15 protein-coding genes are annotated in these 14,634 nt (G+C 38.0%); 6 read left to right on the top strand and 9 right to left on the bottom strand.

Annotated elements, in window-relative coordinates; translation table 11 throughout:
- On the top strand, positions 1-307 hold a 307-nt coding region (locus tag KKA81_05825), incomplete at its 5' end, for an FG-GAP repeat protein (protein ID MBU2650434.1).
- Here the strand turns inward: KKA81_05825 and KKA81_05820 are convergent.
- From KKA81_05820 to KKA81_05800, 5 genes are all read right to left on the bottom strand, one after another.
- Complete coding sequence (locus KKA81_05820; protein MBU2650433.1) at positions 308-2,053, bottom strand: histone deacetylase family protein; 1,746 nt, start codon at positions 2,051-2,053, stop codon at positions 308-310.
- Positions 2,054-2,137: 84 nt separating this feature from the next.
- Entirely contained in the window at positions 2,138-2,323 is a 186-nt protein-coding gene (locus KKA81_05815; protein ID MBU2650432.1) for a hypothetical protein, read from the bottom strand.
- A 46-nt stretch (positions 2,324-2,369) separates the two neighbouring features.
- Complete coding sequence (locus KKA81_05810; GenBank protein ID MBU2650431.1) at positions 2,370-3,419, bottom strand: hemolysin family protein; 1,050 nt, start codon at positions 3,417-3,419, stop codon at positions 2,370-2,372.
- 172 nt (positions 3,420-3,591) lie between these two features.
- Positions 3,592-4,320, bottom strand: a complete 729-nt coding sequence (locus KKA81_05805; protein MBU2650430.1) for an MBL fold metallo-hydrolase — start codon at positions 4,318-4,320, stop codon at positions 3,592-3,594.
- The gene (locus KKA81_05800) at positions 4,313-4,783 is read right to left on the bottom strand and encodes a VOC family protein (protein ID MBU2650429.1); all 471 of its coding nucleotides are present in this window, start codon (positions 4,781-4,783) and stop codon (positions 4,313-4,315) included. The genes KKA81_05805 and KKA81_05800 overlap by 8 nt, the downstream gene beginning before the upstream one ends.
- Positions 4,784-5,045: 262 nt before the next feature.
- Between KKA81_05800 and KKA81_05795 the strand changes: the two genes are divergently transcribed.
- The 5 genes from KKA81_05795 (at position 5,046) to KKA81_05775 (ending at position 10,691) form a co-directional block, all read left to right on the top strand.
- Positions 5,046-5,606 carry an AraC family transcriptional regulator gene (locus KKA81_05795; GenBank protein MBU2650428.1) on the top strand — a complete coding sequence of 187 codons (561 nt, stop codon included), beginning with the start codon at positions 5,046-5,048 and terminating at the stop codon, positions 5,604-5,606.
- Positions 5,607-5,685: 79 nt separating this feature from the next.
- A complete protein-coding gene (locus KKA81_05790) occupies positions 5,686-6,036 on the top strand; it encodes a cupin domain-containing protein (protein ID MBU2650427.1) in 351 nt (116 codons plus the stop codon).
- 237 nt (positions 6,037-6,273) lie between these two features.
- Entirely contained in the window at positions 6,274-8,508 is a 2,235-nt protein-coding gene (locus tag KKA81_05785) for a glycosyltransferase family 4 protein (protein ID MBU2650426.1), read from the top strand.
- A gap of 131 nt (positions 8,509-8,639) precedes the next feature.
- A complete protein-coding gene (locus tag KKA81_05780) occupies positions 8,640-9,569 on the top strand; it encodes a glycoside hydrolase family 130 protein (protein ID MBU2650425.1) in 930 nt (309 codons plus the stop codon).
- 78 nt (positions 9,570-9,647) lie between these two features.
- The gene (locus KKA81_05775) at positions 9,648-10,691 is read left to right on the top strand and encodes a glycosyltransferase family 4 protein (protein ID MBU2650424.1); all 1,044 of its coding nucleotides are present in this window, start codon (positions 9,648-9,650) and stop codon (positions 10,689-10,691) included.
- A gap of 417 nt (positions 10,692-11,108) precedes the next feature.
- Here the strand turns inward: KKA81_05775 and KKA81_05770 are convergent, their stop codons facing one another.
- The 4 genes from KKA81_05770 to KKA81_05755 all read right to left on the bottom strand — a co-directional run bounded on the left by KKA81_05770 (position 11,109) and on the right by KKA81_05755 (position 14,559).
- Complete coding sequence (locus KKA81_05770) at positions 11,109-11,300, bottom strand: cold shock domain-containing protein (GenBank protein MBU2650423.1); 192 nt, start codon at positions 11,298-11,300, stop codon at positions 11,109-11,111.
- Positions 11,301-11,326: 26 nt separating this feature from the next.
- Complete coding sequence (locus KKA81_05765; GenBank protein ID MBU2650422.1) at positions 11,327-12,178, bottom strand: SPFH/Band 7/PHB domain protein; 852 nt, start codon at positions 12,176-12,178, stop codon at positions 11,327-11,329.
- Positions 12,179-12,453: 275 nt separating this feature from the next.
- Positions 12,454-12,909: a hypothetical protein gene (locus KKA81_05760; GenBank protein MBU2650421.1), complete on the bottom strand. Its 456-nt coding sequence runs from the start codon at positions 12,907-12,909 to the stop codon at positions 12,454-12,456.
- Between the two features lie 177 nt (positions 12,910-13,086).
- Positions 13,087-14,559: a glycoside hydrolase family 130 protein gene (locus KKA81_05755; protein MBU2650420.1), complete on the bottom strand. Its 1,473-nt coding sequence runs from the start codon at positions 14,557-14,559 to the stop codon at positions 13,087-13,089.
- Positions 14,560-14,634 lie beyond the last annotated feature (75 nt).

The raw sequence follows: 14,634 nt of genomic DNA, 5'->3' as shown, positions 1-14,634 counted from the left end.
TAAAATCATCTTCCTGGAAAGAATATACCGCAACGGGGATGTTGTATGGCAAGGATACTCAGACAGCACGCGCAGCAATTCCATTGCCATATCTTTTGAAGATCATGCATCCGGGTATCCAGGAAATTATATGATATTCACCGGTGATTTCAATGGAGACGGTTACGATGATTTGCTGGTAAAAAATGGAGATCGGATCAGAGAGGGTGAATGGTATATCAGTTATAACACAAAAAACCTTTCGTTTACCCGGGGGCACAAAGTGTGGTTCGGAAATGACTCTATCCTCCATATCCCTAAACAATGATTAAGTCTGAGTGAATGAATGCATCAGCCCATAGAAAAATGCCCTTGCATTATAACCAAGCGACTGACTGCGGTAGCCTCCTTCCTGAATGATCAGAGTGGGAAGTTTTAGTTCACCGATCTTCTTACCGGTTTGAAAAAAATCCTCCGATCGGAAATCCCAGGTCCCGGTAGGATCTCCCTTTGCCGTATCCAGTCCTAATGCAACAATGAGAAATAATGGATTGAATTCTGAAATCCTGCGTAGTGCTTTCTTCAGATAACCGGAATAGGTTTCATAAGTAATTTTTTCACCCAGGGGATAATTTATGTTATATCCCAACCCATCGCCTTCACCATTTTCTTCAGAAAACCCTGAAAAATATGGATAAGCAAAGGAAGGGTGACCATGGATGGAAATCGTTAAAATATCGTTTCGATTGTAGAATATCTGTTGCTGTCCATTTCCATGATGATAATCGATATCGAGGATAGCGACTTTTCCGAGGGATGCCATTCTTTCTGCAGCAATAGCACAGTTATTGAAATAACAAAAACCTCCAAAAACCGATCGCTCTGCATGATGCCCGGGAGGTCGCGTCAGAACATAAGCAACCCTGGCTCCGGAAACAATTTTATCAGCAGCGCTCAGGGAACAATTCACGCCCCACCTTGCGGCAAGGAATGCATTTTTATTCAATGGAGTGAATGTGTCAATGCAATAATATCCTGCTCTGACCGATAATTCCTTCGGAGCTTTGGAAGCATGCCGTATTGGAAATACATAAGGATATACCGACTTTCCTTCTGGCAGATTTTCACATACGCGTTTAAAATACCTGAAATATCCAGGATCATGGACCTCCAGGATATACTTATCCGGATAATTAAAAACCTCTCCTTCCTGGAACATCCCAGTTTTAACAAGCTCTTTCTGAATGCTTTTTACCCTAACAGGCGACTCGACATAACCTTTATCGCGAACATGGTGTATCGCATGCCTGTCATTTATATAAAACCATATCCCTATTTTTCTCCCTGCATTAATAAACTGATATTCCTTTTTCTCCGTTAATTTCTTATACTTGATGTTTCTTAATACCACAGGATCATCGCGGAAGCTTTCAACGACCCTTTCAACATAAGCCTCATCACAATAATCTCCATATTTCCTGTTAAGAATCGCTTTTACAATAAGCCTGGCCGTTTCTTTTGAAATGGAATCCATGCGGCTTAAACCATCAAATACCAGATAGGGAGGACAATCATCTTCGGGTTTAACCTTGGATTCATAAAGCGTGTTAATGACAGGCCTGGCACCATACTTTTCGTAAAAAGCAAGTCGCTTACGGTTTTGCAATACATCATCAGGATTAGCACATAAAGCCGGGTCATCGGGAAGGCATTCGAGAAAAATACCACAGACATTCAAAGATTCTGCTTCTTCTCTAACCCTTCGGTAAAGGGCGCCTCCAATCCCGGAAGAGGTTCTGCCCGGAACGACAGCCAAATAATCCAGATAACAAAAACTAAGATCAGGAAAATAAAACAGTAGAGCGAACCCTTTAACGTTATCATTTATATCCTCAGCAAGAAAAAGAGATGCCTGGTATTGATACTTTAAAGGATCAATAAGCTGATCTTCTATCTCTTCGATCTTTGCCAAAGAAATAGCAGGAAATTGTTTTGCAATAATTTCCTTAACCTTTTTGATGTTTTGAATGTTAACATCAAGGTAGGGATTAAAAATTCGTCTTATCCTGAGCATAGGGGCCGAATATTAGGTATTCAGACACCAAAATTATCATTTAATCTGCCATCAATAACAAACAGGATAAGGTATCACAGGATCTTACATCGCCAGATGCTTTAACGCTTCATAGACCAGAAAAGCCGGCCAGACAATTGCTTTGAGAAAGCCCAGGACGCCTGTCCAGAACGTTGTTGCCACTGAAATGTAATAAATTGCCGCGCCGATAAGGCCGAATGCGTAAATTGCACCTGCAGGTCCATTGTCATTGTAATATTTGCAACCCATAATAATTAAGATTTTAGGTGAATATATGGAGTATATTGAAACAGTATTAGCCTTTATCCAGGTATTTATACTTCGCCTGCCTTGATTTCCAGCGGTCACGGGCAAACTTCTGCATATCGGTTACGGTGTCTTTTTCATCCAAAATCTCCAGGCCCAGAAGGGTTTCAATAACATCCTCCATGGTAATGATTCCATCCATTCCGCCATATTCATCAATCACCAGTGCAATATGTTCCTTGCGCTCCAGAAGGGTTTCCCAAACGGTAAAAAGAGTATTGGTTTCCGGAACGATAACAATATCCCGCTTCAGTTCCTTTAATTGCATCCTTTTCTGTCCTTCCGCAAGCCTTTCAAAAACTGTTTGGCGAAAGACATACCCTGTGATATTCTCATAATTATCTTCATATACCGGTATCCTGGAAAATTTCAGATAATCCTTGTTTTGCATAAAATCTTCCAGGAAAAGGTTTTCATCAGCCATGGCCACCACTACGCGAGGGGTCATGATCTCGGTTACCTTAACATCTTTCAGACGCAGGAGGTTTTGTATGATCTTATGCTCTTTTTCATTAAACAAGCCTTCTTCCGCACCCATGCCCGCCAGTGCAGTGATCTCTTCCCGGGTGGTACCCTGGATATTATCCCGTTTGGTGATCATTCTGGTAATGATCACAGAAAGGACAACCAGCGGATAAGCAATAATTATCATTACGCGTATGATGTGCGCTGAGGTACGCGCCAGCGTTCTCCAATAAACAGCTCCAATGGTTTTGGGTATGATTTCGGTGAAAACCAGGATCAGGATAGTCAGGATGGCCGATGCCAGCCCAAAATAAACATCACCGAAAATCTTCACGACCTGGGCGCCAACACCGGCGGCACCGATAGTGTGAGCAACAGTATTCATAGAGAGTATCGCTGCCAGCGGCCTGTCGATATTGGATTTTAACCTTATGAACAATCGTGCCCATGGTTTTGCTTCCTCATCCTTTACAATCAGAAATGGCTGAGGTGTGGATAAAAGTACCGATTCCATGATGCTGCATAGAAATGATACTGATAAAGCCATGAAAAGATAAAAAAGAAGTAAAGCCATCTTTTTTTTACCAAAATTAAAAAATTATCATTTCCTTTTCGTCCTGAACGCGGTTATGACATCTGCAAGCAACAAGCCGCAAGTTGCAAGCTGCAAGTTACAGGCTGCAGGTTGCAACCTGTAACCTGAAACTTGTAACATGCTACCTGCTCTTACCATTCCCAATACTTTCTTACTTTTTATGCCTGCAATTCTCTTTCTCCAAAAGTTCTCGTGCAACAGGCCTGCCATGCCCGGGCAGGAACCATTTGCATGTTGTTTGCAACAGTAAGCCCCAGCTTTTAACCATTTCTGTTATATCATCAGCAAAGGGCGGATATATTGATTTCCTGAAAATCCAGAACATTGCATCCCCAACCAGGGCAATTTCGCCATCGACCAGGATGCTTACGGAATCCGCTGAATGCCCTGGGGTTGTTATAATCCTGATTTTCAGCCCCTCCTCTTTAAAATCATAGTTTCCGGTGAGATACTTTTCAGGAACAAAAGGATTATATCCGAAACGGCTCTTACCGATCAGCCGGCCCAACATAATCCAAAACTTTGTTAGCCAGGTAGTACCGGATGGCAGACGGGTATACCCGTTTGCAACTGACTGCCTTGCCGCTTCACTCACATAAATCCTGCATCCTGTATCCTGTTTCAGACGTTGGGCATTCTGGCAATGATCATAATGCGTATGGGTCAGGATGAGAAAATCAAGGCCTTTTCCTGGGAAACACGATGATAAAAGTTGTTCCTGCAACGTTGAATAATCTTTGCTTGTTGAGGTATCCACCAGTATTCTCTTTCCATCCGCTACAATCAGATAAACATTGCACCTGCCGGATAAAACACGATAAATCAGGTATCCGTTAGTGGTTTTCCAGGATTTTATCAAATCAGAACCCTTGTTACCCATTGTATTTGGTTATCGCTTTCCTGACAAATTCTTCCGGCATATATGTGATTCGGCAAATTTCAGCCATTTCTATACCTTCCTGATAAAGCCTCCATGAAACGTGTTCCATGCTTTCACCAATCTCGATCAGGTTCCCGTCGGGATCATGAAACCTGACGACCCTCTGCCGCCAGGGCTGTTCCCGTAGCTCATGAACAAAATGGCTTCCATAAGCCTTTAGTCTTTCCACAATTGGTTCAGGATCGTCATCTTCAAAATACAATTCGAAATTATTCCTCCCATGGATTATTTCGTTCCCCTCCAGAAGGCTTTGAAAATGCTCCTTCAGATGAATGGCGAAGTCTCCCTGAAACGTAATATTTTCGCCAAAATCAGCAATCACCTTCTGTCCGAGTACTTCTTCGTAAAAGTACCTGGAACGCTTAATATCATTAACTGTAATCAGTGGACAAATAAATTTCATATCCAAATTCTTATTGAAACAATTACACGAAAGATTTATTTTTAATACTCCAGCTTCGTTTCATGTTTCAAAATTAGTGATTTTTATCACTAAACGAGTCCAGTGATTTACAGGGCCGGCTTATTACAATGTTTGTTTTTTTCCAAAATCTTCAATTGAGTTTCCTAACGGATTATTGTTGAATCAATTAATTACCTTGTTTAATCATAAAGTGTTTTGTAACTTTACATCCTAAAGATTAATCCATAAGTGCTTTATAATATTGAAGATATACATCAAAAATATGGTATGTATTCGCTGCCAGATGGTAGTTAAGAGTGAGCTTGAAAAACTTGGTTTGGATTATCATGATGTAAAAATAGGCGAAATAGATTTGGTTGGGAATATTCCACGCAGAAAGCTGGAGCAATTGGATGTTGCATTAAGGAAATCAGGACTTGAACTAATCGGTGATAAAAGGAGCATCCTGGTTGAAAAAATTAAAAACGCCATTATAGACCTGGTTCATTATAGCGATGAGCAGATTAAAACAAATTTATCTGATTACCTGAGTGAAAAACTTGATCATGATTATACCTACCTGGCTAATCTCTTCTCTGAAGTAAAAGGACTTACCATCGAAAAATATTATCTCACCCATAAGATCGAAAAGGTTAAGGAACTTATTGTATATGATGAACTTAATCTTTCGGAAATTGCCTACAAGATGCATTATAGCAGCGTGGCCCATTTATCCAATCAATTTAAAAAATTTACAGGCTTAACACCTTCCCACTTTAAAAACCTCAAAAATAAAAAGCGTGAGAGCCTTGAGAATGTGTGAATAATGTAAATTCAATTTTTAATTGTGTAACACTTGCCGATTAGGTTGCCATACCTTTACTTCATAAATAATAAAATAAATGAAAAACTCTGAAATAGAGAAATCAAAACCACATATTCTGATTGAGATCATTGAATATGTTCCAAATTCAGTGGTTTCAACAACCATAATCCGAAAAACAACGGGTAATGTTACTGTTGTAGCCATTGATACGGGGGAAGCCATTGCGGAGAAAATATCACCTTTCGATACTTTTATTCAGATTATTGAAGGAAATGCAGAAATAATAATAGACCATAAATCGAATATACTTCAAAACGGAGAAGGCATTATAATCCCCGCACATACTTCCAATAACGTAAAAGCAAACGGACGGTTTAAAATGATTTCGACCATTATTAAAAGTGGTTATGAAGCTGTTAGCGTTTGAAAATAAATCAGTAAAAAAACAATATTATGTCAAAAGAAAAAGAAGCTAAAAAGAACACCAAAAAAGCCCCGGTAAAAAACCTAAAAGAGAAACGGGCGGACAAAGAAGCAAAACGAGCGGAAAAGAATAAAAAGAGCGAATTATAATCCATTTGGTTGAAGATTATAACTGTATTGAACATTTATTATGTTTATATACATATATTGCGAATAGCCTGATTTAAGGAGAGCGAGATATATGAAAATTTCATTTATAGGAACATACCCCCCCAGAGAATGCGGTATTGGTACTTTTACTAACAACCTGTTTAATTCTGTTATAATCAGTGACTCAGAAAAAAAGGAGGCAAATAATGGTTTTGTTATAGCACTAAACGATTATAACGGGAATTATGAATACCCCGAAGAGGTAAAACTTACTATCCGGCAGGAATATCAGGAAGATTACATAGAAGCAGTAAAATTCATCAATCACAGCGGAGCAGACCTTTGCGTGCTCGAACATGAGTTTGGCATATTTGGCGGACAGAACGGTGTATATATTCTGCCCTTATTGCATCGTTTGGAAATCCCGTTAGTTGTTACATTACATACAATATTGAAAACTCCATCCTACAATGAAAAGGCGGTTTTGCAGGAAATCTGCAAAATGGCCAATAAAATTGTGGTAATGAGCCATAAGGCCATTGATTTTTTGATTAATATTTATGACGTTCCGGAAGAAAAAATTGCTTTTATAGACCATGGTGTTCCTGACTTGCAATTCAATGCTGAAAATTCAAAGAAAGAGTTTAGGCTTGAACATAAAAAAGTACTTACAACATTTGGTTTTATTGGCCGCAACAAAGGCATTGAAACGGTGATAAAAGCTTTGCCTAAGGTGATCGAAAAACACCCTAATGTAATTTATATGGTCTTGGGTAAAACTCACCCCAATGTATTAAGGCATTCGGGTGAGGAATACCGGATTTTTTTAATGCGCCTTGTTAAAACACTTCAACTGGAAAATCATGTGATTTTTTTAAACGAATTTTTAAATGTTAAAGACCTGTTTAAATATTTGTCAGCTACCGATATATATATTACACCCTATTTAAACGAAGCCCAAATCACAAGTGGCACACTTGCTTATGCCATAGGTGTTGGGTCGGCAGTAATTTCGACCCCATACTGGCATGCCGCAGAATTGTTGGCCGATAAAAGGGGAAGACTATTTAATTTCAGCGACTCAGATGAGCTTAGATCAATCATAACAGAACTTCTTGACAATCCAGCTGAACTAAACAAGCTTAAATATAATGCCAGTGAATATGGCAAGAAAATAACCTGGCCAAAAATCGGTGAAAAATATATTGCCATTGGTGAGCAAGCTTTGATGCAAGGCGCCGATAAAATGACAAAAAGTGACTCTATCCTGGACTTGCTTATCCTGCCTCCTTTTTCACTTATACATATTAACAGGCTAACTGACGATACCGGGATTATCCAACACGCAAAGTTTGGCATTCCCAATTTAAAAGAAGGCTATTGCCTCGATGACAATGCCCGGGCTCTGCTAATGGTATCAATGGCATACCGGCAGATGAAGGATGCCCGTGCATTAGAATTATCGCCTGTTTACCTGAGTTATATCCATTACATGCAGAACAAGGATGGAACCTTTCGTAATTTTTTAAGCTTTAGCAGAAACTACCTTGATGATATTGGATCTGAAGATTCCTTTGGGCGCACAATTTGGGCACTTGGATATTTAATGGGAAACGCGCCCAACGATGCCTATTACCAGACAGGCCGGCTAATGTTTTTTAATGCAGCCCCTAATTTCGAAATATTAAAATCCATACGCGGTATTGCAAATACCATGATAGGGGTGTGCTATTACCTTAAAGCAAACCCTGCTGATGATTCCATGACAGAAAGGCTTAGAAACCTGGCCCATAAGCTGATTAAACATTACAAGGAAAACGAATCTGATGAATGGAAATGGTTTGAAGCGCTTCTTGCATATGATAACGGCATTTTGCCCCTGGCACTTCTTCATTCTGCGGAAATCCTGAACGAGGATAAAGTATTGGAAACAGCCATTAATTCCATGCAATTTCTTACCGAACACACTTTAAACGAAAACTACCTGTCAATTATCGGTAACGAAAAGTGGTATACGAAAGACGGCGAACGCTCTGTATTTGCCCAACAACCAATTGATGCCATGGCCATGGTCCTTATGTATCACCAGGCTTTTCACATTACTAAAGACAAAGAGTACCTGAACAAACTATATACTTCGTTTTTATGGTTTTTAGGTGAAAACGATCTTAGATTGAGTTTGTACGATTTTGAAACCAAAGGTTGCTGCGATGGCTTTGAAAGTTATGGAGTAAACCGCAACCAGGGAGCCGAAAGCTCATTATCGTATTTAATATCGCATTTAACGGTGTTACAGGCTTATGAGGAATATCACAAGTATAATTAAGTGGTGAAAACTGGGATTGAATACATAATGGGAAGTAGCAATAGAAAGTGGTATGAGACTTTAGCCTGAAAGCAACTTGTCATCAAAACTTTAACCATCTATTTAAATGTTCTTACTATAAAAACCAAATCATGTTAATTAACAGGTATCAAAACAATCCCATTCTTACCAAAGATGATGTACCCTACCCGGTAGCAACGGTGCATAATGCTGCTGTGGTAAAGCACGATGGTAAGTATGTGATGATATTCCGTTCGCATAAACTAAACGGACGCAGCATTTTAGGAAAAGCAGTAAGCGACGATGGGTTTAACTTCAGGATAGATAAAAACCCTTTTATGATACCGGCTACAAATGGCATTTTTAGCGAATATGAGGCATACGGAATCGAAGATCCAAGAATAGTATTTATTGATGGGGTATACCTTATAACCTATAGTGCTTATTCGAAACACGGTGTTCGAATTGGTTTAGCAAGAACAAAAGATTTTCAGGCGATCGAAAGAGTATCGCTTATTACTGAGGCAGACTATCGTAATGTGGTTATCTTCCCCGAAAAAATAGGTGGTTTATACGCCAGGCTCGATCGCCCTCATTCAGAAATATCGCCCTGGTCAATCTGGATATCGTATTCGCCCGATCTCATATACTGGGGCCAATCGAAACTGATTATGAAACCCATGCAATACCATTGGGATGAAATGAAAATAGGCCCAGGGGCACCTCCTATAAAAACTATCCGAGGCTGGTTAAGTATTTACCATGGTGTCTTTCCTACAATGGACGGGAGTGTTTATAGATTAGGTGTAGCATTACACGACCTGAAGGATCCTTCAAAAATTGTTGCCGTTGGTGATGAATGGATTTTACAACCTGATGAAGCTTATGAAGTTACAGGATATGTGCACAATGTGGTCTTTTGCTGTGGAACGGTTCCTGAAAACGATGGAAGTATTAAGATATACTGGGGCGGAGCTGATAAAGTGATGTGCGTTGGTACAGCTATGATTGAAGATTTGGTTGATTATTGCCTGAAAAATAAAAGGCCTGCGATGGGATAAGCGGAGAAGCGACAGCACTCAACTTCAATTGTCAACTGCAACGTTCACATAATAACAGAAATATAATAATTGATAGCAATGAAAATCGCAATACTCTCGCCCATAACCTGGCGTACGCCTCCTCTAAAATATGGGCCATGGGAACAAGTAGCTTCAAATATTGCCGAAGGATTAATAGAAAAAGGGCTTGATGTAACATTATTTGCAACTGGTGATTCCATCACTAAAGGAGTATTATCATCGGTATGCGAACGCCCTTGTGCAAATGATAAAACGATTGACCCTAAAGTAGCAGAATGTCTGCATATCAGTCATTTAATGGAACAAGCAGATGATTTTGATATCATTCATAATAATTTTGACTTTTTACCGCTTTCCTATTCCAGACTGATCAAAACTCCCATGGTTACAACCATACATGGGTTTTCATCCCCTAAAATTATACCGGTATATAAAAAATACAACAATACAACCCACTATGTTTCTATAAGTGATTCCGACCGCAACCCGGAACTTACCTATGCCGCAACTGTATATAATGGTATTAATATCGATGAGTTTGTTTTTAATCGCGAACCGGAAGATTATTTGTTGTTTTTTGGCAGGATACATCCTGATAAGGGAACTTACGAAGCTATTGAAATTGCTAAAAAATCAAAAAGAAAACTTATTATTTCCGGCTTAATTCAAGACCAGGAATATTTTAATGAAAAAGTACAACCCTTTATTAACAATGACGATATTGTATATGTTGGCAATTCAGGTCCGAAAGAGAGATTAAAACTTTTAAGCCTGGCATGTGCACTATTGCATCCAATTAGCTTTAGGGAACCTTTCGGACTAAGCGTAGTTGAAGCCATGGCTTGCGGCACTCCGGTTATTGCATTTAACCTTGGATCGATGCCCGAATTAATTATTCATAGAGAAACAGGTTTCTTAGTATCTAATACATATGAAGCTATCGAAGCATTAAAAAATATTGGTTCTATAAACCGGTTTAAATGTACTAAGTGGGTTTCATCTATGTTCAGTCGCCAAAAAATGGCAGAGGGTTATTTGAATGTTTATAATGAAATATTAGAGCATGCAGACGTTGTGAAAAGAGAAGCTGGCAATAATTAGCTCCAGTTAGCATTGACAGCAGCTAATAAACAGTAGAAGAAAGCAATAAAAGTATGGTATGACAGCATTTCGACTACAACAAAAAATCAGAATAACTTTGCCAGTTACACACTTTTGGGGATACTGCCTGGTTGTGTAAAACTTTTCAATGCTTTTCCCAGTTCTTCTAGATCATGGTTTAGTTTGTGTTTAAAACTGTCCCATTTTTCAGCCCCATCTGATCTTTGTATATCGGTCAGATATAATATACAATGATTGAAAAAATATTATCTGAATTATTGCAATAAACCCTGTTCATTTTTCCGGCATGCTCAACCCAAGCCCCCTCCTTGCTGGCAGGGAGGGGGCATTATTCGCTATACCTTCGTACTTACTTATATTAATCGCTAATGTTGCTCGTCTAAGAGATTATGCAAGCTAAATCAATTTCACATTTACAGCATTTAACCCTTTTTTGCCTTCCTGTAAATCAAATGATACCTCATCGTTTTCAGATATGCTTTCTTTTAAACCTGAAGAATGTACGAAATACTCTTTTGTCGATTCAGCATCTTTAATGAACCCAAATCCTTTAGAATCATTATAAAATTTTACTGTTCCTTTGTTCATAATATATAATTTAGAATTTATTATTGCTATTTAACTAATGGCACGATTCCTGCCATGTCCCCGATAATATTTACCAGATCAGAACCTGTCGGGATAACTATTTTTGTATTCCTTCCTAGGGATTCCTCCAGGGCTTCTAACTTTCTTAATAATTGAGCATTTCCAATAAAATATTTATCGGCTGCTTCATTTACCAGTTTTATAGCCGCAGCTTCACCTTCGGCATGTAAAATTTTAGCACGTTTATAACCTTCAGCTTCTTTAATTTTTGCACGTTTCACACCATCGGCAACTGTCTCGGCTGCTGTGGCCGAATCAATGGCTGCAATTTTTTCATTTTCCGCTTTCACTACTTTATTCATGGTTTCCTGCACATCAGTTGGGGGATCTATTTGTTTAAGTTCAGTTCTTATAATTTCTATTCCCCAGCTTTTGGTTTCTTTATGTAAAGTTTCATGCAGTTCAGTATTAATTTTCCCCCGCTCGCTGTTGGCAGATTTCAGGGTTAGGGTGCCAATAATATTACGAAGCGTTGTGCGGGCAAGATTTACAATCTGCCACTGATAATTGTCAACATCATAAGTGGATCCCTTGATACTTTCCTCATCTTGTTTTACACGGAAGTAAACCTGGGCGTCTACACTTGCATTCAGGTTATCGTTAGTAATGATTTCCTGAGGCTCGGCATCAACCATCTGTTCCGTTATGTTTACCATAAATATACGGTCAACTATAGGGATTATCCAATGAAAACCGGGATTGGCAAGTTTTTGGTATTTACCTAGCCGTTCAATAAGTCCACGATGAGTTGGCCTAACAATTCTTATTCCTAATAGGAATATTAATACAATAGGAATTATTATAAAAAGGAGGTTCATGATTTTTTTATTTTTATTGATGTAAATTTAATTTTAAAAATTCTCAATTATTTTTGACTTTTCATTAACATTTCCATTAGTTGGTTTTGATATTAACTTTTATGATCAGTGCTCATTTTTATAGCTTTGAATATTTTGGCCGATGTTTTCTTGAATATAAAATTAATGATATTTGATATAAAACCTTTTTTCTTTGCCAAGCCTGAAAAGTCTTAAAAAACCACACAATTGAAAGTTCAATTTATTTATTTAATGGATAAAACAGAAATCTGAGCCTATTCTTCCTTCACAAAGAAATTTGCAATAGCACTGCCCAAATCATCCAGATCTTTTTTAAATTCAACTTGTTTTTCATAAAAACCATCCATTTGTTTATTTTTATAATCGATAACTTTTGTTTTTAACGTATCTCTTTTTTGTTCCAGTTGTGCAAATTTCTCCTCATACTTTGATTTATCTGCTTTATTCTTCTTTTCAATTTTAAGCTTTAAGTCAGCAATCTCTTTCTCGTAAGCATCCATCCTTTTTTCGGATTCTTTAACGAATTCTTGATAGGCAGTGATTGTGTCTTGCTGAGCTATTACTGAATCATTTTGAGTGTCCGCTATAATATTTTCTGTGTTCTGTGCCTTATCGCTGGCTTTGTCTTTAACTTTTGACTGGCAGCTTGAAAACACTACTCCAATCATTACTATTATTGATAAAAAGAGCGTTGAAATTAAATTTTTCATTTTTTTTAAATTTTGATTTATGGAAATGTTTCCATCTCATAAAGGTATATCTATCATATCCGAAAACTATTACACTACTGTGTGAATATGTTACATCATTCACACATTTTCAATGAAATGGTTCTTATTAAATATAAAGAAGCACCGAATTACTCGCAGAAGAGAAAAAGATGGTGACTATTTTGAATTTTTTAATTCATTTAGAAGTTCCTTTAAATTGACAGAGGCATATGTAGAGGAATAATCCGACATAGCATAAGGAATGATTAAATCCTTGTTATGTACCATTGAACCACAAGAATATACTACATTAGGAACATAGCCCTCTCTTTCTTCAGCATTTGGAATTAAAAGCGGAGTTTTCGATCTCCCTATTTCTCTTTCAGGATTATCGATATCGAATAAAGCAGCCCCCAATACATACTCACGCATGGGGCCCACACCATGAGTTATTACCAGCCATCCCTCTTCAGTTTCTATAGGTGATCCACAATTACCGATTTGAATAAGCTCCCAGGAATACTTTGGTTGTTGCAACAATTTGGCCTCACGCCATACAGTAATATTATCGGAAAAAGCTATATAATTGTTAAAACCATCTAAGCGGCAAAGCATTGCATACTTTCCATTCACCTTTCTTGGAAATAATGCCATGCCTTTATTCAGAGCAATTTCACCATGCAGAGGCATTATCTTAAAGTGATAGAAATCTTCTGTTTCAAGAATTTTGGGCAGAATAGTTGTGCCGTCGTAAGCCGTGTACGTAGCATAATATGTTGTTTTGTTGTTTTCATCTATAAACTTCACAAAGCGGGCATCTTCAACACCATTTTTTTCATGTGACGAAACAGGAAAAATAACCCTTTCCGAGATATTGGTATCCAATGAAAACTGAAGTTCATAATGCGATGAAGCGAGCCATATTATTTGATTAAACAGAAATTCATTTTCAGTTGTCAATGGAATAGTTTTTCTTGATTCGTCGATACATTTGCGAAATTCATCGTAAGTAAACTCGTCATTGAGTTTTTCCAATATTAAGGCAGGAGGAATTATTCCATACATTTCCTGCATGCCATCTATTTTTTGGGCAAACGCTTTCTTATTGTATGTATGACGCCGGATATGTTCTGCTTCTTCCAGCAATTTACCAATGGGTTCAAGAGCAAGTTTATTGGTTTTATCAAGTATGCCAGTCCTGAAAACAATGGATGAAATATGCCCTTCACCTGTAGCTCTGAAACTAATAATAACCCTCTTTTCACCAGGTTTGATCTCGGTCTGATCCGGGTGTTCTACCATCGAAGGGTTAAAAAAAGCCACTGATTCAATAGAATATTCCATGGTAAAATACGAACCTATAAGAATTTGTTTGGAATAATCAATTGAATCGGGCTTTATGCTTAAATGTGGGAGTAAATGGATAATTCTATTAAAATGCTTCTCAAATATTTTAGTAATATTCCTGTGACGCATTGAGTAATCCCTAAGAGTCTGTTTTAATGCAAAAGAAGCATCATCTTCACGCATTTCCAGGATATATCGAATGGTATTTACAGCTCTTTGATCATTTGTAAAAAGAAAACGGGCAATCACCCTGCTGGGATCCGGGTTGAATGTTATATTTTTTCTACTTAAAGTAATCTTCATTCCAATTTATAATTTCATTGCATATTCTGTTAATACTGACCCTCATTCAAGTGATATTGCACTCCTGTTGTGGTG

This window comes from Bacteroidota bacterium, assembly GCA_018831055.1.
GTDB lineage: Bacteria > Bacteroidota > Bacteroidia > Bacteroidales > B18-G4 > M55B132.
This window is presented reverse-complemented; position numbering and strand designations above follow the sequence as displayed.